The organism is Odoribacter laneus YIT 12061 (genome assembly GCF_000243215.1).
In the GTDB taxonomy this organism is placed as follows: Bacteria; Bacteroidota; Bacteroidia; order Bacteroidales; family Marinifilaceae; genus Culturomica; species Culturomica lanea.
The window spans coordinates 1,118,465-1,137,750 of the sequence record NZ_JH594596.1; the positions used below are offsets into that span (position 1 = coordinate 1,118,465).

The 19,286-nt window shown below is 39.9% G+C and carries 15 protein-coding genes; 12 read left to right on the forward strand and 3 right to left on the reverse strand.

Annotation, left to right across the window (positions count from 1 at the left end; all coding sequences use genetic code 11):
• Positions 1-4 precede the first annotated feature (4 nt).
• The gene (locus HMPREF9449_RS04735) at positions 5-1,237 is read right to left on the reverse strand and encodes a site-specific integrase (protein WP_009136099.1); all 1,233 of its coding nucleotides are present in this window, start codon (positions 1,235-1,237) and stop codon (positions 5-7) included.
• 760 nt (positions 1,238-1,997) lie between these two features.
• Between HMPREF9449_RS04735 and uvrA the strand changes: the two genes are divergently transcribed.
• From uvrA to HMPREF9449_RS04750, 3 genes are read left to right on the forward strand one after another with little or no spacing between them, the layout of a single operon-like run.
• Entirely contained in the window at positions 1,998-4,769 is a 2,772-nt protein-coding gene (gene uvrA, locus HMPREF9449_RS04740) for an excinuclease ABC subunit UvrA (RefSeq protein WP_009136100.1), read from the forward strand.
• Between the two features lie 38 nt (positions 4,770-4,807).
• Complete coding sequence (locus HMPREF9449_RS04745; RefSeq protein ID WP_040611216.1) at positions 4,808-5,569, forward strand: dihydroorotate dehydrogenase electron transfer subunit; 762 nt, start codon at positions 4,808-4,810, stop codon at positions 5,567-5,569.
• A complete protein-coding gene (locus HMPREF9449_RS04750; protein ID WP_009136102.1) occupies positions 5,557-6,462 on the forward strand; it encodes a dihydroorotate dehydrogenase in 906 nt (301 codons plus the stop codon). The genes HMPREF9449_RS04745 and HMPREF9449_RS04750 overlap by 13 nt, the downstream gene beginning before the upstream one ends.
• 3 nt (positions 6,463-6,465) lie before the next feature.
• Here the strand turns inward: HMPREF9449_RS04750 and HMPREF9449_RS15825 are convergent, their stop codons facing one another.
• Positions 6,466-6,900 (reverse strand): helix-turn-helix domain-containing protein, encoded by a 435-nt coding sequence (locus HMPREF9449_RS15825; RefSeq protein ID WP_009136103.1) that lies wholly within the window; start codon positions 6,898-6,900, stop codon positions 6,466-6,468.
• 691 nt (positions 6,901-7,591) lie between these two features.
• Between HMPREF9449_RS15825 and HMPREF9449_RS04760 the strand changes: the two genes are divergently transcribed.
• The 3 genes from HMPREF9449_RS04760 (at position 7,592) to HMPREF9449_RS04770 (ending at position 11,260) form a co-directional block, all read left to right on the forward strand.
• Positions 7,592-9,370 (forward strand): aminopeptidase P family protein, encoded by a 1,779-nt coding sequence (locus HMPREF9449_RS04760; protein WP_009136105.1) that lies wholly within the window; start codon positions 7,592-7,594, stop codon positions 9,368-9,370.
• 71 nt (positions 9,371-9,441) lie between these two features.
• Positions 9,442-9,975: an RNA polymerase sigma factor gene (locus HMPREF9449_RS04765; protein WP_009136106.1), complete on the forward strand. Its 534-nt coding sequence runs from the start codon at positions 9,442-9,444 to the stop codon at positions 9,973-9,975.
• Positions 9,965-11,260, forward strand: a complete 1,296-nt coding sequence (locus HMPREF9449_RS04770; protein ID WP_009136107.1) for an outer membrane beta-barrel protein — start codon at positions 9,965-9,967, stop codon at positions 11,258-11,260. Before HMPREF9449_RS04765 ends, HMPREF9449_RS04770 begins: the two co-directional genes overlap by 11 nt.
• Here HMPREF9449_RS04770 and HMPREF9449_RS04775 read toward each other — a convergent pair.
• Positions 11,257-11,652 carry a hypothetical protein gene (locus tag HMPREF9449_RS04775; RefSeq protein WP_009136108.1) on the reverse strand — a complete coding sequence of 132 codons (396 nt, stop codon included), beginning with the start codon at positions 11,650-11,652 and terminating at the stop codon, positions 11,257-11,259. The two genes, HMPREF9449_RS04770 and HMPREF9449_RS04775, sit on opposite strands and share 4 nt — an antisense overlap.
• 289 nt (positions 11,653-11,941) lie before the next feature.
• Between HMPREF9449_RS04775 and purH the strand changes: the two genes are divergently transcribed.
• The 6 genes from purH to rodA all read left to right on the forward strand — a co-directional run bounded on the left by purH (position 11,942) and on the right by rodA (position 19,279).
• On the forward strand, positions 11,942-13,477 hold the full coding sequence (gene purH, locus HMPREF9449_RS04780; protein ID WP_009136109.1) for a bifunctional phosphoribosylaminoimidazolecarboxamide formyltransferase/IMP cyclohydrolase: 1,536 nt from the start codon (positions 11,942-11,944) through the stop codon (positions 13,475-13,477).
• Positions 13,478-13,484: 7 nt separating this feature from the next.
• Positions 13,485-14,507: a rod shape-determining protein gene (locus HMPREF9449_RS04785; protein ID WP_009136110.1), complete on the forward strand. Its 1,023-nt coding sequence runs from the start codon at positions 13,485-13,487 to the stop codon at positions 14,505-14,507.
• Positions 14,508-14,596: 89 nt separating this feature from the next.
• Positions 14,597-15,421: a rod shape-determining protein MreC gene (gene mreC, locus HMPREF9449_RS04790; RefSeq protein WP_071987181.1), complete on the forward strand. Its 825-nt coding sequence runs from the start codon at positions 14,597-14,599 to the stop codon at positions 15,419-15,421.
• A 20-nt stretch (positions 15,422-15,441) separates the two neighbouring features.
• Positions 15,442-15,948 carry a hypothetical protein gene (locus HMPREF9449_RS04795; RefSeq protein ID WP_009136112.1) on the forward strand — a complete coding sequence of 169 codons (507 nt, stop codon included), beginning with the start codon at positions 15,442-15,444 and terminating at the stop codon, positions 15,946-15,948.
• 46 nt (positions 15,949-15,994) lie between these two features.
• Positions 15,995-17,845, forward strand: coding sequence for a penicillin-binding protein 2 (gene mrdA / locus HMPREF9449_RS04800; protein WP_009136113.1), 1,851 nt, complete (start codon positions 15,995-15,997; stop codon positions 17,843-17,845).
• 12 nt (positions 17,846-17,857) lie between these two features.
• The gene (gene rodA / locus HMPREF9449_RS04805) at positions 17,858-19,279 is read left to right on the forward strand and encodes a rod shape-determining protein RodA (protein WP_009136114.1); all 1,422 of its coding nucleotides are present in this window, start codon (positions 17,858-17,860) and stop codon (positions 19,277-19,279) included.
• Positions 19,280-19,286 lie beyond the last annotated feature (7 nt).

Consider the following 19,286-nt stretch of genomic DNA (forward strand, 5'->3'; position numbering starts at 1 on the left):
TTTCTTACAGAGAAACCACACGATTTAGCCTCTCCAAAATCTCCTTATTTGCCTCATCTATAACAGAATTTTCGAGTGACGCTAAATAAATCTGTGTCGTTCTCTCGCTGGTATGCCCCATACCTTCACTGATAACAGAAATAGGCACATTATGGTTACGCGCCGTCGTTGCCCATGTATGACGGGCTGTGTATGAGGACAGATATAGATGCTCTCCGATTTCTTCTCCCAGTCTCTTCAATTTGCGGTTGTGGTAACTTAAGGCTATCTGATACTGATTGTATGCCACTTCCGGATCTGTCGCAGTGATAATAGGAAAGACATATATGCTGTCTGCTGTTTCAGTTTCATATTGCTTTATGATTTTTTCAATACAAGGTTCAATCCTGATGCAAAGCTGCTGTCCTGTCTTATGTCGCACATAACTGATAACGCTGTTTGATACATCTGATTTCTTAAGGAAGGAAATATCGACGAATGACATACCGCGGGTGCAATAGCTGAAAACGAAGAGATCTCGCGCCAAAGCAAGAGGTTTGGAATAATCCAAATTCATTTTTAGCAAACGCATTATGACATCTTCTCCAACGGCTCGCTTACGGGTTCGGTCTGTACCGGTATAGGCATTGTTGAACGGAAACCTTTGCTCTGTAAGATTCCTCTTCACCGCCTTGTTGTAAATTGAACGCAAATTTCTGATATAGAATGAACTGCTATTCCTTACCACACCGTTTCCGGCAAGCCATCTTTCATATTCTAAGACAAGTGTTTCTGTTATCATGGTAAAAGGGATGTCGTTCCCTTTCAAGAAGGTTCGGATGCTGTTCAGAGTGCGCTGATAGTTTCGGACAGTTCCCATTTGCCTGTTCAGCTTGCAATGCTCTATCTGCTCCTCGAAGAACGAGAAAACCAACAAGTCACTTTCCGACTTATTAAACAATGATATGACATCGGAGAGTGTGTACTTGTCACCCTTTACATCAAGCTCGCCAATGATATGTTTCAGTCTCGACAAATCGCTGTCGATTTTGAAATGATATTCGCTGAGCAACGGATTGACGCTGGGCTCTGATGACAATTTGATAATATTCTCTGCCTTTGTATCCCAATACTCAGGACATAAATGGATATTAGTTGACAATTGCTTAACCTTGCCTTCATGACATAGCTGATAGTATATACTGCCGGGCTTTCCAGCGACTGTTGATTTTCTGAATTTTACCTTTATTGTTGCCATATAATGCTTGGGTTATTAATGATTTAGACCATAATATTGCCAATATAAAAGCCTCCACTCGTGAGAATGAAGGCTGAGATTATCGTTTGTTAATTTGTACAAAGCTTTCCATAAAATCTAAGAGTATAATCAAAAATTTTACATACTATATACAAAGGCTGATAAGGACAGAGAAAAAGAGAGAAAAAATAAATTTTTGAAACAAAAACTTTCTTCAAATCAAGAGAAGGAGGTCTTTTAAAGATAAAAAATTATACCTGTTTTAAGAAACTCTATTTTCTTCACACTTTCACCAACGAGTAATTTTACTTAATGCCTTCTTTCGAAGTAGAATTAACTTTATTTACTTTAAATGTATATTTTCTCCGAATAAGTCCTATAATAAAAAGTAAATCATTATTTTGTCCAAAACTTTATTGTTGAAAAATGTCGAAATTATTTAAAAAATATAAGTTTTCAAGGTTTATGTAATAAGTTTTTCTCTACTTTATTGATTTAAAATGAATAAAAGAGGTGATTTATCGGCAAAAGGGATGCTTTTTTATTGCTGTAATTTTCATTATCTTTGTAAGCTTAATTCATTCAAAAGTCTAAAAGTTCAAATGTATAAACTTTCAAGAGTTTAAGGGGACTTCGCTCCTGATTAAAGAATCCGGAAATAGGAGTGTTTTTATCAAATTTCCCTTTAGGAAGCATTGATCCCCCTGTACGAACTGTTAAGCATTTAAGCTTCTGAACATTAAATATTTTTATTACAGGAATGGAAAAAGGAAAACAATATATAGAGCTGAAGGGAGTCCGGGTACATAATCTGAAAAATATCAACTTAAAGATAGAGTTGAATAAATTGATTGTGATTACCGGCGTATCGGGTAGCGGGAAATCTTCTCTGGCTTTTGATACCTTATATGCTGAAGGACAGCGCAGATATGTGGAGAGTTTGTCAGCTTATGCCAGACAATTTTTAGGACGGCTGAATAAGCCGGAATGCGATTATATCAAAGGTATCCCGCCGGCTGTCGCGATTGAGCAAAAAGTAAATACTTCTAATCCCCGTTCGACAGTGGGAACTTCCACGGAAATATACGATTATATCAAATTGCTTTATGCACGGGCAGGACGGACTTTCTCCCCTGTATCCGGTAAAGAAGTACAACGGGATTCCGTAGACAGTATTTGCAGATATATTATAGAAGGGCACGAAGGGAAAAGCGTTATTATCCTGTCCCGTCCAGAAAAGCTACAGGAAAAAGAGAGTCTTTCTCTTTTACTGAGCCAGGGATTTACCCGTATTAAAAGCGGAGACCAGTTTTTCCGCATCAACGATATTATGGATCAGCCGGAACTATTGGAAAAACAGGCGGAAACTTATCTGGTAGTGGACCGGATTTCTATTGATAAGGAAAGAGATACGCAATCCCGGATTTCAGAATCTGTAGAAACAGCCCTTTACGAAGGGAAAGGAGAATGTTTTATTGAAATAGACGGAAATATACGGTCTTTTTCAAACCGGTTTGAAGCCGACGGAATGGTTTTTCAGATTCCTTCCGTCAATATGTTCAGTTTTAACTCTCCCATAGGAGCCTGTCCTAAATGCGAGGGGTACGGCAGAGTATTGGGAATAGACGAAGATTTGGTCATTCCCAATAAAGCACTGAGTGTGTACGAGGATGCCATTATGTGCTGGCGGGGAGAAGTCATGAGCGAATGGAAAAAAGAACTCCTCCGGAACGCGCATCATGTAAAATTTCCCGTCCACACTCCCTATTATGAGTTGACTCCTGAGGAAAGACAACTACTTTGGAACGGTTGCCGGTATTTCCATGGAATCTATGATTTTTTTACTTATCTGGAATCCAAAAAATATAAAATTCAAAACCGGGTCATGATTGCCAGGTATACCGGAAAGACCAGATGCCCCGACTGTCAGGGAACCCGCTTAAAACCGGAAGCTGCTTTCGTAAAAATCGACGGGAAATCTATTCCGGAATTGGTAGAAATGCCTGTAGACGAATTAAAATCGTTTTTCGATCAACTCACCCTGACCGATTATCAGCAGAAAGTGGCAGAGCGGATATTGCCTGATATTCGTAATCGTCTGGAATTTCTACAGGAAGTAGGACTAGGGTATCTCACTTTAAACCGTCTCTCCTCTTCTCTTTCCGGAGGGGAATCTCAACGGATCAATCTGGCTACATCTTTGGGATCTGCACTGGTCGGTTCGCTTTATATCTTAGATGAACCCAGTATAGGACTTCATTCCAGAGATACAGCACAACTGATTAAAGTTTTGAAAAGACTGAGAGATCTGGGAAATACGGTTATTGTCGTAGAACACGACGAAGATATTATCCGGGCGGCGGATCAAATTATAGATATCGGCCCTTATGCCGGCAGACTGGGCGGAGAAGTCGTATTCCAGGGAACGATGGAAGATATGAAAAAAGCGAATACTCTGACAGCCGGTTATATCTATGGAAAAGAGCATATTGAAGTGCCCCGGCAACGCCGTTCTTTTTCCCGGAAAATTACAGTTACGGGGGCTACGGAAAATAATTTGAAAAATATTTCAGTAGATATTCCCTTGGGAGTTATGACTGCTGTAACCGGAGTCAGCGGTTCCGGAAAAAGTACATTGATTAAAGACATACTGGTACCGGCTTTACAAAAATATTACGGCGATTATTCAGACAGGACCGGAAGCTTTGATAAACTGTTGGGGGATCTGAAAGCACTGTCAGCAGTCGAATTTATCGATCAAAATCCGATCGGAAAATCTACCCGTTCCAATCCGGTCACTTATGTGAAAGCCTGGGATGATATTCGAAAGATATTTGCAGATGAAAAATTATCAAAACAACAAGGCTTTAAACCCTCCCATTTTTCGTTTAATGTTCCGGGGGGACGCTGTGAAGAATGCCAGGGGGAAGGTATCATTAAGGTCGAAATGCAATTTATGGCCGATGTGTACCTGGAATGTGAACATTGCAAAGGACGGCGTTTTAAAGATGATGTGCTAGAAGTAAAATACAAGGGAAAAAATATATTCGATGTTTTGGAAATGACCGTCAATCAAGCTGTCGAATTCTTTTCCTCCGGGAGCTCTCATAGTGAACGAAGTATCATTGAAAAATTACAAAAATTGGTGGATGTAGGCTTAGGATATGTAAAATTGGGACAATCTTCCAGTACATTGAGTGGCGGAGAAAGTCAACGGGTAAAACTGGCTTATCATCTGAGCCGGGAAAATCCGGAACCGACTTTATTTGTATTTGACGAACCGACTACCGGCCTGCATTTTCACGATATCCACAAATTGATGGATTCTTTAAATGCCCTACTGGACCGGGGACATACCGTACTGATCATCGAACACAATATGGATGTGATAAAATGTGCGGATTATATTATTGATTTAGGTCCGGAAGGCGGAAAACAAGGAGGAAAGATTGTTTTTGAAGGCCGGCCGGAAGAGCTTATTCTCTGTGAACAATCTTATACCGGAAAATATTTAAGAGAAAAACTGAAATAAAGTGAATAATCAGGTGTGTTATGCATAATTCATGCAGTATGAAAAAAATAATCGATTTCCTAGTAAAGGAGAACCGGCAACTCAATGAAAATATGTTTTTACTGAGTTTGTATTCCGAAGAATTGCCTTCTCTCCGGCCCGGACAGTTTGTAAATGTGAAAGTGGAAGATTCTCCTGCCACTTTTTTGAGGCGTCCTCTATCTGTTTATGATGTAGATGAAGAAAATAAACTGTTATTCTTATTCATAAAGATAGCAGGTGCAGGTACACAAAGACTCTCCCGTTTAAAAGCAAATGAAAGGTTGAACCTTATACTACCCTTGGGTAATTCTTTTTCTATACCCCAAAAGGGACGCTGTCTACTCGTTGGAGGGGGTGTGGGAATAGCCCCCTTGCTGTATTTATCCAAGGAAATGCATAAAAAAGGATTAACCCCGGATTTATTGATCGGGGTTCGTTCAAAAAATGACATCGTACTGGAAGATTCTTTCCGGCAATATGCTCAATTATACTATACAACAGAGGACGGTTCCTTCGGGGAAAAAGGGTATCCTACCCAGCATTCCCTGTTGGCCAATCAATACGATCACATTTTTTGTTGTGGTCCCGAACCCATGATGAAAGCTGTGGCAAAATATGCAGCAGCCCGTCAGGTGGATTGTGAAGTATCTTTGGAAAACTTGATGGCCTGCGGCATTGGAGCCTGTCTTTGCTGTGTTACGGATACGACTGCCGGACACAAATGCGTATGTACAGAAGGACCTGTTTTTAATATAAAAGATTTGAAATGGCAGATTTAAACGTTCATTTAAAAGGATTGGATTTGAAAAATCCGGTATTAACGGCTTCCGGTACTTTCGGCTACGGTTCTGAATTTCAAGATTTCATCGACCTATCCCACTTAGGAGGCTTTATTGTCAAAGGAACTACTTTAAACCCCCGTGAAGGGAATCCCTACCCGCGCATGGCAGAAACTCCTTGCGGTATGCTGAATGCCGTAGGTTTGCAAAACAAAGGGGTGGATTATTTTATTACTCATATCTACCCGGAAATTAAAGATATCTCTACTTCTGTTCTGGTGAATGTTTCAGGGTCTACTGTTTCAGATTATATAGCCACTGCGGAGAAAATTAACGAGTTGAGCCATATTCCGGGTATTGAATTGAATATATCCTGTCCGAATGTGAAGGAAGGCGGGATGGCTTTTGGCACCCGTTGTTCTTCCGTTTCGGAAGTGGTTAAAGCTGTCAGACAAGTTTATCACAAACACCTGATGGTAAAATTATCCCCTAATGTTACCGATATACAGGAAATAGCCCTTACAGCTGAGGGAGAAGGAGCAGATTCCGTCTCTTTGATCAATACACTGCTGGGTATGGCTATAGATATCAAAACCCGTAAACCCAGGCTCAGTACGGTGACAGGCGGGTTAAGCGGTCCATGCGTAAAGCCTGTCGCTTTGCGCATGGTATGGCAAGTTGCTAAAGTCGTAAAAATACCCGTCGTGGGATTAGGCGGAATCATGAACGCAGAGGATGCTATCGAATTTTTCTTAGCGGGAGCCTCAGCTATTCAGGTTGGTACGGCTAATTTCATCGATCCTGCGGTAACGATAAAAATAACAGAAGGGATAAACGATTATCTGGACAAAAACGGATTCCAAAAAATACAGGATATTGTCGGACTGATCTAAATCCTATCCTTTTAGATAGTCTTCAAAACTACCGTCAGTAAAAAACAAGACAATCCGTTTTACGGTCTTACCTGACTCCGTCCTCGGTAAAGCGGCAGTTATTTCGTCCGGAATAACTGCCGGAGAGGCTGAGGATGTCACAACGGGAGACTCCTCCGTCTCTTTTTTTATTTCCTTTTTGTTTTTCTCACTATCTACAGAGGGTAAACTTAAATTTGCCGGGGACGGGGAAACCGACATGCTTCCTTTTCCTGTCAACAACCAATCCATACTGATATCCGGAAACACTTTGGCTATATTTACCAATACATCATATCCGGGCTTATTCCTTCCTTTCAACAAATGTGAAATGGCAGAAGGATTGACCTCTATCATATTTGCAAATTTTGTTGCCGTCAATCCCTTTTTTTCAATCAACTCGTTTAACCGTTCTTTCATAAAAACCGCATCTTTAGTAAAACCTCCCTAAAACGATAATACAACGTAATCTGTATATATTACAAATGTAATAAAAAGAAAAAGAAAAATCAAATTACAATTGTAATTAATAACCTGTTACAATTGTAACTAAAATCATTCTTATTTCTAATTTTCATTTTAATAACTGGTATTCAATTTATTAAAAACAATCCTCTGGCACTCAATGCTTAAAATTTTTATAATCAATATATTAGTATTAAAAGATCATTTTTTCAAGACTGTATTTCACATGTATTTCTACTTTATATAAATGTTATATTTCATTGATTATAAAACACATTACTATTAATTTTATATTATTTTTCAATTAAAATGAAAGAAAATAAATTTTTAGAGCTTATAATTATAAAGTAAAATATTAATTGATTATGAATTTTATATTGGTTATCAATTTATTATATGCACAATATAATCTTTGTCAATCTGTTCTTGCTAACAATGAATTTACAACTGTATTTTTATCTGTTTTAAATGGTTTTGTTACAAGTGTAAACTCTATTATCCCCTTTTTAAGGCCTTGAACTTAGATTACATTTGTAATGAGGATTTTTTTCTTCTAAAAATAATTTTGTGAACCCTGTTTCAATTTGTTATTTGTAAATTGTACGATTCTTATTATATTTGAAAAAATAATAAAATTGAATAATTTATGACGATAAAGGAAAAACTGGCTGCCTTACGGGAAATTATGGACCGGGAAGGTTTAGACGCTTACATTGTCTCCGGTATAGACCCGCACAATAGCGAATATTTACCAGAAGCCTGGCAGCAGAGAAAATGGATATCCGGTTTTACCGGTTCCTATGGTACGGTTGTGGTAACACAGGAAGAAGCAGGTTTGTGGACAGATACCCGTTATTTCATTCAGGCAGAAAAGGAATTGCAAGGAAGCGGGATTCATATGCATAAGTTGAGGGTACCGGAAGCTGTAGATTATCCTGAATGGTTGAATGATACACTGGCTCCGGAATCGAGAGTCGGAATCGATAGTTTTTGTATGACTGTCGGAGATATTGAACGGTTAAACCGGGTATTTGCTTCCAAACAGATTCGTGTAGTAGAAAAAACGGATTTGTTGGGAGAAATATGGCTGGACCGGCCGGCCCTTCCGGAAGCTGCTGTATTCTTATTGGATGCAAAGTATACCGGACTGACAACAAAACAAAAAATTCAGTCCGTCAGGGATTATTTAAAAGAAAAAAAAGCGGATGCACTTCTTTTAAGTTGTCTGGACGAAATTGCCTGGTTGTACAATATCAGAGGAAAGGATATTCCTTATAACCCGGTTGTTATCAGTTACGCTTTGGTCTCTGCCGAACGGGCCTGGTTGTTTGTAAAACCGGCTAAGATACCTGCCGAAGTCAAGCAGGCTTTGGAAGAAGCCGGAGTCGAAATTCGGGATTACCATCATTTGTTTCTCTTTTTGGAAGAATGGAAAGACAAAAAGAAATTTTGCCTAGACACCTCTACATTGAATTTTGCTGTATACAATAAAATCGCTGCTTCTCATGAGATCATTACAGGCAGATCCCCCGTCGTCCTTTGGAAAGCGTTGAAAAATCCGACGGAAATTGCTGGATTCCGAAAAGCTTGTCAACAAGACGGGATTGCCATGACGCGCTTTTTTTACTGGCTGGAACAACAAGTGGGAAAACGGACAATTTCTGAAACCGAGGCTGCCGAAAAACTTACTGCTTTGCGGAAGGAAAATCCGGATTACATTTCAGACAGCTTTCATACAATTTCCGCTTATGGTCCTAACGCAGCTTTACCACATTATTCGGCTGTCCCTGGAAAAGATACCTTGTTACAACCCAAAGGCTTGTATCTGGTGGATTCCGGAGCTCAGTATTGGTATGGCACCACGGATATAACCCGTACTGTTCCGCTGGGCGAATTGACTGCTCTGGAAAAAGAAGATTACACCCTCGTTCTGAAAGGTATGATTGCTTTGAGCAGATGTATTTTCCTGCAAGGAACTAGCGGTGCAAATATCGATATAGTTGCCAGGCAGCCTTTGTGGGATCATTTCAGAAACTTTGGACACGGCACCGGACATGGAATTGGACATGTCCTTTGTGTACACGAAGGACCGCAGGATATACGTCAAACCTGGAAAGATCAGCCTTTGTTACCTGGAATGGTTACTTCCGACGAACCGGGAATATACCGGGAAAATTTCCACGGCGTGAGACATGAGAACATTACTGTCTGTTGTCGGTTGAGGGAGAATGAATTCGGTATATGGTTGGGTTTTGAAACACTAACACTTTGTTATTTCGATACCTCTGCCCTTTTACCTGAATTATTAAATGAAGAAGAAAAAAAATGGCTGAATGCATATCACCATAGCGTCTACAAACAAATTTCTCCTTACCTCTGTCCGCAAGAAGCTGAATGGCTCCAAAAGAAAACAAAAGAAATTTAAAAAATATTGCGTCATTCTTTAAAGAGTGACGCAACCTTTTTAGGTGTCGTGCATCTTATCAACAGCTACCGATGTGTAAATTGGATAATATAATAGATAAATGTAAAAAAGGTGATCCGAAGGCTGCTGAGGAACTTTACCATATGTTCGCGAGCCAAATGTTTGCCATATGTATCCGATATTCACGGGATAGAACGGAAGCAGAAGATAATTTGCAGGATGGTTTTCTGAAAGTATTTGAATCGATATCGCAATATTCGGGAAGAGGTTCTTTTGAAGGATGGATGAAACGGATTTTTATTCATATCACATTCGAAAAATACCGGAAAAACAATATGCTGCAGGTGGTGGAAGAAGTACCGGAAACGACAATGGCCGATATAGAGGAAAATATTTATATCCCGGAGGAAGTTTTATTCGGTTTTATCGAAGAATTACCGGAAAAATACAGACAGGTTTTCAGTTTATATGTCATAGACGAGATGCAGCACAAGGAAATTGCGGCTTTAGTGGGGATAAGTGAAGGGACGTCGAAGTCCAATTTGGCAAGAGCAAGAGAGATATTGAAAAGGAAAATTAAAGATTACCTGAAATATGAGCAATAATATTGATTCATTATTTAAAAAAGCATACCAAAACAGGCATGCTGAACCGCCAGCTTATATTTGGGAGAATATAAATCAACAACTGCAAGTCCATAAAAGGAAAAGAAAAATTATCCTGTGGCGATACCGGGCAGCTGCAGCAATCGCATTGTTGCTTGCTATAGCCGGAGTGACGATTCTGAAAAATACATCTGAGGTTAAACCTGCGTTTTATTCTTTTTCTGCACCTCCTGTCCATAAACTGGAATATACGCTACCTACCCCTCAGTTAATAGTTATGACACCTGCCGTTCATCCCATACCCGTCATAAAAGAACGTATTCCTGAAAAACGTACAATTTTCCCCGAGTTGCTACCTGAGTCGATTGGAGAAACGAAAGTTGCATTGGCTACTTCTCAACCTTCATTCAGGAAATTAACACCTAAGGATTATATTCCATTGATCAATAAACAATCTTATAAAACTTTACGACTTTACCAGCAGGTATTAGAATCCGAGCAAATTGAAAAAAAGGCTGTCTCCGTTTCGGATAAAAAGACTAAAATTTTACTGAGCGGACACATCGCTCCCGGCTATGCTTCCGGAAGCTATAATACTCCGGAAGCCTTGAACCGGGATTATGGTTATTCCAAGGATCAGATGAGCGGTATATTCAATTTTAGCGGAGGAATGAAAATCGCCATTATTCCTCACAAACGCTTTTCTATACAGACAGGTATTATGTATACCCGTATGGGGCAAAAAACAGGAGAAAGCCGGGCTTATACCTATATGGACAACAGCAAAGCACCGGCCTATATCCTATCGCCTTTAGGAGCAGTAAGTAAAAAAGTAACCCACTCCCCCCTGGGAAACATCAAAAGCCGGAGCACTGCAGAAGTAGTAGGAGCCCCTAGCTTTATTGCTCCTAAAAATGGTAGCAGTAGTGAAATAGAACAAATTTTCGATGCACTGGAAATTCCGATAGCTGTGAAATATTACCTGAACAATAATAAGATCCGATTCAGTTTATTGGCAGGTTTCAGTGGGAGTTTTATCATCAGCAATAAAGCTTACCTGAATTATGAAAACAACAGAGAATACATTGGCAGTACAGAAAATATCCGGAATTTCAATATTAGCACCGATTGGGCTCTCGGCGTCGAATACCCCATTTCCCCTAAAGTTAAAATCATGCTGGAACCCGGATTCCGTTATTATTTACAATCGATTAGCGAAGATGAGAATATCGATTTTAAACCGTATATATTCTCCTTCTCAACCGGAATAGGTATTAATTTCTAATCGTATTTCCGGTTGAGGATTTCGTTATATAGAATTGCCTTTTTCAAATCAAACTGAAAATCACCTTCTTCTTCGGTCGTTTCCCGGGGTTCTTCAGATTCTGTATGCTTCATCGCAAGTTTCTCCTTATAATAATCTCCCCCCTTTAAAATTTCCGTTTCCGTCGCTTCTATCCGGTTTTTATAATAATCAGAATACTCTTCCACTATTATCGGCTCCGTCCTTTGATTTCCGTTCTCTTCCGGCCATTCTTCTTCCTCGTCAATCTCCTCTGCGGAATGCGGATGTGAAGGAATAGGTTTTTTTTTCGACAAAGATTTTATCATACTCAACCCTCCTGCGACCAAAGCCATAAGCAGGTATATCCAATCGGAAGCATTATTGTCATTCATTTTTCAGGAATTTACGTTTCCATTTTTCTCTATTGTTCAAAAGTAGTATTTTTTATTTATACTCTCGTTTAAAAAAATGAATATTCCTCTGAGAAGAAAATGAAAGATAAAAATATTCACGCTGTTTTATTCTTCGGACAAACTGTCAATATATTGTTATACAGACAATTATAAGCTACTAAGCGAACCTCTGATAAAAATATTGCACTATCTGCCAATTTATTAAAAAAAAACGTTCTTTTTTTTTACCTTTGCGACGAAACGAAATTCACACTAATAAAATATCCGGATGAAAAGAGCATTAATCAGTGTTTTTGATAAAACAGGAATCGTTGATTTTGCAAAATCATTGAATTCCTTAGGATGGGAAATCATTTCTACCGGAGGAACCTCTAAAAAACTGAAAGAAGAAGGCATTCAAGTTCAAGATATTTCAGACCTGACAAAGTTCCCCGAATGTTTCGACGGCCGAGTAAAAACTTTACATCCCAATGTGGAGGGAGGAATATTGGCTGTCCGAGACAATGACCGCCATCTCCAGCAAATGAAAGAATTGGGAATTGAGCCGATAGATATAGTAGTATGTAACCTCTATCCTTTTAAGCAAACCATTTTAAAACCAGGGGTTTCACATGAAGAAATCATCGAGAATATCGATATCGGCGGTCCCACTATGATCCGTGCAGCAGCTAAAAATTACCGCTTTGTGACGGTGCTGACGGATCCGGAAGATTATGATAAAGTATTGGACGAACTTCGGCAAAAAGGCGATACTTCTTTGGAAACCAAAGAAATGCTGGCGGCTAAAGTATTTATTCATACGGCTCATTACGACGCCTTGATTGCAAACTATTTTTCAGAGCGTCTGCGTATCGAAGAACCCAAAACCATAACCCTCACTTTTGAGAAAAGGCAAGCTTTGAGGTATGGAGAAAATCCCCACCAGTCAGCTGCTTTTTATACTGCCGTAAAAGGTACGGAAGGTACCTTAACTTCTGCAAAGCAGTTGCATGGCAAAGAATTGTCTTACAACAATATAGGGGATACAGATGGCGCTTTGGAAACGTTAAAGGAGTTTGATGAACCGACTGTGGTAGCTGCAAAGCATGCCAACCCTTGCGGAGTCGGCAGTGCTCCCACTCTTGCAGAAGCATACAAAAAAGCATACGAAGCAGATCCGGTTTCCATTTACGGGGGAATTGTAGCTGCCAATCGGGAAATTGACAGAGAAACGGCTGAGAAGATGTCTCAGATTTTTCTGGAAGTAATTCTGGCACCTTCTTTTTCTCCGGAAGCTTTGGAAATTTTAACCCAAAAGAAAAATATTCGCTTACTTCAGTTGGACAACATCCTGAAGACAGACAAAACGGCCTTTAAAGCAAAAACGGTATTGGGCGGTTTACTGGTCCAGAACCTGGATACTCTTCTTCTTCCGGAAGAGGGATTTAAAGTAGTGAGCAAACGTCAACCCAGTGAAAAAGAACGGGAAGATTTGCTTTTCGCCTGGAAGGTTGTAAAGCATACTAAATCCAACGGTATTGCTATAGCAAAAGATAAATGTACGACGGGCGTAGGACCGGGACAAGTCAGCCGTATTTGGGCTCTGGAAAATGCTATCCGGCAAGGAGGAGATAACATAAAAGGTAGTGTAATGGCTTCAGATGCCTTCTTTCCTTTTTCAGACTGTGTAGAGGCGGCTCACAAGGCCGGAATCACAGCGATTATCCAACCGGGGGGATCCGTTCGGGATCAGGAATCGATAGACGCTGCTGATAAATATGGGATTGCAATGATTTTTACAGGAATGAGACATTTCAAACACTAATAAAGACATGGGATTATTTTCTTTTTTATCACAAGATATAGCTGTTGACCTGGGTACGGCCAACACCATCATTATAAATAACGATAAGATGGTTGTCAATGAACCTTCTATCGTAGCCATTGACCGGCGGACAGAAAAAGTAATTGCCATTGGGGAAAAAGCCCGGCAAATGCAAGGAAAAACACACGATAATATCAAGACAATACGGCCTTTACGGGACGGGGTTATCGCCGACTTCAATGCAGCGGAACAAATGATTCGCGGGATGATAAAAATGGCTAATATCAATAACAAATTTTTTTCACCTTCTTTACGGATTGTCATCTGTATTCCTTCGGGAAGTACGGAAGTTGAAGTACGTGCTGTACGGGATTCTTCGGAACATGCCGGAGGCCGCGATGTTTATATGATTTACGAACCGATGGCCGCCGCTTTGGGAATCGGCTTGGATGTGGAAGCACCGGAAGGAAACATGATTGTAGATATAGGAGGAGGTACTACAGAGATTGCTGTCATTTCCTTGGGAGGAATTGTTACCAATAAATCCATCCGTATTGCAGGAGATGATCTGACGGACGATATCCAGGAATATATGCGTCATCAGCACAATATAAAAATCGGAGAAAGGACGGCAGAAGAAATCAAAATTCATGTGGGATCAGCGCTTTCAGAATTAGATGAACCACCGGCCGATTTTATCGTACAAGGTCCGAACCAGATGACTTCTCTCCCGGTTGAAGTTCCTGTTTCCTATCAGGAAATAGCCCATTGTCTGGAAAAATCAATTTCCAAAATCGAAATCGCTATTTTAGGCGCTCTGGAACAAACTCCCCCAGAACTGTATGCCGATATTGTCAATAAAGGTATTTATCTGGCCGGAGGCGGAGCATTACTACGGGGATTAGACAAGCGTTTGTCCGATAAATTGAATATACCCTTCCATATTGCGGAAGATCCTTTACGTGCGGTGGCAAGAGGAACCGGTATCGCTCTGAAGAATGTGGACAAATTCTCCTTCCTGATCCGCTAGATCCAATCACTAATCTGTAAACGACTGCTGAAAAGACGGATCGCTGGTTCACCCGGACTTTTCAACAGCCGTTACAAGACATTAAAACCGTGAAGAATATTATAAAACTTATATTAAAGTATCATTTTACTATAATTTTTATATTATTGGAATTTGTGGCGTTCTCTTTGATCGTGCAACACAATAACTATCAGAAAACCATATTTTCCCGGCAAACATCTTCTCTCTTCTGTTATATTTCCTCTTATCTCACAGATATTCAAAGTTATTTTCGTTTGAATGCTGTCAACCAAAAGTTACTGGAGGAAAATACAGTTTTGAGAAACAGAATCGAGCAACTGAAAGCGAATGTCTCTCCGGATTTACTCGATTCTACGAAGGTGGCCGGCATGTATATCTTTCGGAAAGCCAAAACCATCAATTCCAATTTCAATAAAACTAAAAATTATATTACGATAGATAAAGGATTCGCAGATGGGATAAGAAAGGAAATGGCCGTTATTTCTGCAGATGGAGTGGTCGGTATCATTCAAAATATCAGTAATCATTATGCCGTTATACTCCCTTTAATCAATGTCAACCTAAGGGTTTCTGCCAAAGTGAAAAAAAATGGATATTACGGCTCTTTCCAATGGGACGGAAACAACTATCGCTATTCTTACCTGAATGATATTCCCTTTCATGTGGATGTACAAAAAGGAGATACAATTGTGACATCCGGGTTCTCTTCTATTTTTCCGGAAGGGGAATTGATTGGATTTGTAGAATCAGTTGACAAGGAGACTGCTAACTTTTTATCTATCAAAGTAAAATTGGCAACTGATTTTAAAAAGATATCAGATGTCTATGTGATTGAAAACAGGGAAAAAGAAGAAAAGAGAAAACTAGAGGCCCATACTTATGAAGAAAAATAGGTCGGATAAATTTATATGCGATGAATGGTGCTAAATATTGGATTCATGTAGTGTGTTTATTTATTATCCAGCTGACTATTCTGGATAACATTCAGCTACACTCCTATGTCTATATTAATATTTATATTTTAGCTATTCTGGTTTTACCTTATGGAATGAAGAAACTGACAGTGTTGTTTCTGGCCTTTCTATTCGGTTTGATTGTGGATTTAGCCAATAATACAATGGGGATTCATGCTGCAGCTACTACTTTTTTGGCTTATATCCGTCCCCGCTTATTACAACTTACTTTTAACCGGGAACCGGTTGACGAAATGGAAGGAACCCACAAGATGAGAAATCTGGGCTGGTTTTTAAAATACACCTCTTTTTCTGTATTGGCATACAATGTGGTATTAATTCTGGCAGAAGCTTTTACATTTGCCAATATAAATATTACCTTTATGCGTATTTTGTGTAGTAGTATCGTTTCTTATGTTTTTATTCTCCTCTATTATTTCATTGCGATCAAGAAGAAACAGGAATAATCGGAAGGATGGAATGCAGCGGGATTTTTAAAGGTTTCAGAGAGCCATGAATAAATTTACTCATAGAAAAACGATCATTTCGGGTATTATTATCGGTGTATTCGGAATATGTATCGTACAGCTGTTTAATTTACAGGTAATAGATGAATCGTATAAGCTGTCTGCGATCAATAATGCCCAGCGGACGGAGACTCAATATCCGGCCCGGGGATTGATCTACGACCGGAATCAGGAATTATTGGTATACAATCAGGCGGCTTACGATTTAATGATTATTCCGCGTCAGGTAAAAGTATTCGATACCTTGGAGCTGATATCGATTCTAGGTATTTCGAAAGAGACGCTGGAAAAGAATATTCATAAATGTAAACACTATTCCAATTTCAAAGCTTCTATTCTGATTTCTCAGATTACAGACAGTAAATACGCCCGCTTACAGGAAAAATTATACAAGTATCCGGGTTTCTTTATGCAGACCCGAACATTACGGAAATACAATGTAGCTCATTCTGCCGACGTATTCGGTTATATCGGAGAAGTAAGTCCGGCCCAGATTGAACGGGATAGCAATTACGCTTTAGGGGATTATATCGGTATCAACGGTTTGGAAAAAAGTTATGAAACGGTATTAAGGGGTACCAAGGGAAAGAGAATTCTGTTGGTCGACAATTACAATCGTGTAAAAGGCTCTTATCACAACGGCGATTACGATGTCCCGGCTATTGTCGGAGGAAATATCACAACAACACTGGACATCAAATTGCAGGAATATGCTTATCAGTTGATGAGAAATAAAAAGGGGGGTATTGTTGCCATCGAACCCTCAACAGGAGAGATATTATTAAAAGTCTCCAGTCCCGGTTACGATCCTCAGTTATTGGTCGGTCTTGAACGGGGTATGAATTACCGGAAGCTGCAAGCCGATGAGAATACCCCTTTATTCGATCGTACCGTCATGGCTTCTTACCCTCCCGGCTCTACTTTTAAAACAATTCAAGCCTTGATTGGTTTGCAGGAAGGGGTTATCACTCCCGAATCCCGGTTTGAATGTCACGGAGGTTATTTTTTCAACGGCCTGCGTATGGGATGTCATAACCATGCTTCTCCCCTCGATTTGAAGGCTTCCATACAACATTCCTGTAATCCGTACTATGTAAATGTATGGAGACGTATTTTGGAAAATTCCAAATATCCGAATGTCAGGGAAGCATACGGAAACTGGAGAAAATACGTGATGTCCTTTGGCCTGGGGCAAAAGATATGTCCGGATTTCCGGAATGAGCTGAGCGGCTCCATACCCAGTCAGGAGTATTATGACAAGGTACACAAAACCAAAAACTGGCACTGGATGTATATCATGTCCTTATCTATCGGACAAGGAGAACTGCTGATCACTCCTTTACAAATCGCCAATATTGCTGCTTGTATTGCCAATCGTGGTTATTATATGACACCTCATATTGTACGTCCTTCCGAACAGGTCAGCAACTATGTAGAAAAACACATCGTTCCCATCGACCGGAAAAACTTTGAAATAGTCATTGATGGAATGCAAATGGCTGCAGGTGGAGGAACGGCACGTAGCGCTTCTATCGATTCTATTATTGTCTGCGGGAAAACGGGTACGGTACAAAATCCTCACGGAGCAGATCATTCCGTATTTATGGCTTTTGCTCCCAAAGAAAATCCGAAAATAGCCATTGCAGTATACGTAGAAAACGGTATTTGGGGAGCCACCTATGCTGCTCCTATTGCAGGGTTGATTATGGAAAAATACCTGACAGGGAAAATTTCTCCCCGTAAGAAAGATTTGGAACAGCGGATGATGAATGCGAATTTACTCCCTGTCAGCAAACAACTGAAGAATGCGGAGAACGAAGAAAATATAGGCGATTAATACACCAACGGCATGAACAGACAATCTAACCTTTTAAAAAATATCGACTGGGTATCTATTTTTCTCTATACCCTATTGATCTTTATGGGATGGCTGAATATTTATGCGGCTGTATACGACGACACCCATAGTAATATCCTGGACATGACCCAAAAATACGGGAAACAACTTCTTTGGATTGGAGCCTCTTTTTTAATCGGCTTTTTGATTTTATTGACTGACAGTAAATTTTTTACAGCTTTTTCTTTTGTCATATACGGTTTAATGATTTGTCTGTTGGCAGCCGTACTGGTTTTCGGGCGGGAAGTGAACGGGGCCCGTTCCTGGTTTGAATTGGGAGGAATCCGGATACAGCCGGCAGAATTTGCTAAGTTTGCCACGGCTTTAGCGGTAGCTAATGTCATGAGCCGGCACGGATTTAAGATCATGCGGTTCTCCAGTTTGCTACAATTGGGAATCCTGTTATTTATTCCCGCAGCTCTGATCATTTTACAAAACGATACCGGGTCCGCTTTGGTATACAGTTCTTTTATTCTGGTCATGTACCGGGAAGGCCTGCACGGATCCATACTGTTGCTCTGCTTTGTTACAGTAGCCCTTTTTATCCTCACTTTGTTGTACAGTCCCTTTACCGTCCTGCTTATTATTATTCTGGCCAGTTTGATAGCCTTCTGGTATTACCGCCAGGGAAAAGGGGAATGGTACAAAGTATTGCTTTTTATGACAGGGTGTTTCTTTTTATCATGGGGAATCTGCTGGGTATTGCAAGGATCGGTTTCCCTTTATCAATTATTATTATATACTTATATGCTCACCTGCCTAATAGGTGTATATTTTATTTACAAGCGGAAAATGAAACGGATTATGTTCGTTCTTCTGGCTTCCTGGCTTTGTATAGGAGCAACAGTTTCTGTAAGCTACGCTTTCGACCGCCTTCAACCTCATCAAAAAGACCGTATCAATAATTTACTGGGAATAGAGACCGATTTAACCGGAGCAGGATACAACGTAAATCAATCTAAAATAGCAATCGGTTCCGGAGGATTTTTAGGCAAGGGATACTTGCAGGGCACCCAGACGAAATTCAATTTTGTTCCGGAACAAAGTACCGATTTTATCTTTTGTACTGTCGGGGAAGAATGGGGATTCGTCGGAACGACCTTCGTCATGGCCTTGTTTTTAATATTTATTCTCAGACTTATCTATCTCTCCGAACGGCAACGTTCTGATTTTTCCCGGATTTATGGATATGCCGTGGCCTCTATCCTCTTTTTTCATGTTGCTATCAATGTAGGTATGACAATTGGAATCGCACCGGTCATTGGAATCCCTCTCCCTTTCTTTAGTTACGGAGGCTCTTCCTTATGGGCTTTTACTATTTTGATCTTTATCTTTTTACGTTTGGATGCAAACCGACTGCAAGTATTTAATTAACAGTAAG

Excerpts from the sequence above, each read along its gene's own strand:
- HMPREF9449_RS04795 (WP_009136112.1), top strand. The coding sequence starts at position 15,442 with ATGAATGGTGCTAAATATTGGATTCATGTAGTGTGTTTATTTATTATC.
- rodA (WP_009136114.1), top strand. The coding sequence starts at position 17,858 with ATGAACAGACAATCTAACCTTTTAAAAAATATCGACTGGGTATCTATT.
- mrdA (WP_009136113.1), top strand. The coding sequence starts at position 15,995 with ATGAATAAATTTACTCATAGAAAAACGATCATTTCGGGTATTATTATC.
- HMPREF9449_RS15825 (WP_009136103.1), bottom strand. The coding sequence starts at position 6,900 with ATGAAAGAACGGTTAAACGAGTTGATTGAAAAAAAGGGATTGACGGCA.
- HMPREF9449_RS04785 (WP_009136110.1), top strand. The coding sequence starts at position 13,485 with ATGGGATTATTTTCTTTTTTATCACAAGATATAGCTGTTGACCTGGGT.
- HMPREF9449_RS04770 (WP_009136107.1), top strand. The coding sequence starts at position 9,965 with ATGAGCAATAATATTGATTCATTATTTAAAAAAGCATACCAAAACAGG.
- HMPREF9449_RS04750 (WP_009136102.1), top strand. The coding sequence starts at position 5,557 with ATGGCAGATTTAAACGTTCATTTAAAAGGATTGGATTTGAAAAATCCG.
- uvrA (WP_009136100.1), top strand. The coding sequence starts at position 1,998 with ATGGAAAAAGGAAAACAATATATAGAGCTGAAGGGAGTCCGGGTACAT.
- HMPREF9449_RS04745 (WP_040611216.1), top strand. The coding sequence starts at position 4,808 with ATGAAAAAAATAATCGATTTCCTAGTAAAGGAGAACCGGCAACTCAAT.
- HMPREF9449_RS04775 (WP_009136108.1), bottom strand. The coding sequence starts at position 11,652 with ATGAATGACAATAATGCTTCCGATTGGATATACCTGCTTATGGCTTTG.
- HMPREF9449_RS04765 (WP_009136106.1), top strand. The coding sequence starts at position 9,442 with ATGTGTAAATTGGATAATATAATAGATAAATGTAAAAAAGGTGATCCG.
- purH (WP_009136109.1), top strand. The coding sequence starts at position 11,942 with ATGAAAAGAGCATTAATCAGTGTTTTTGATAAAACAGGAATCGTTGAT.
- HMPREF9449_RS04735 (WP_009136099.1), bottom strand. The coding sequence starts at position 1,237 with ATGGCAACAATAAAGGTAAAATTCAGAAAATCAACAGTCGCTGGAAAG.
- HMPREF9449_RS04760 (WP_009136105.1), top strand. The coding sequence starts at position 7,592 with ATGACGATAAAGGAAAAACTGGCTGCCTTACGGGAAATTATGGACCGG.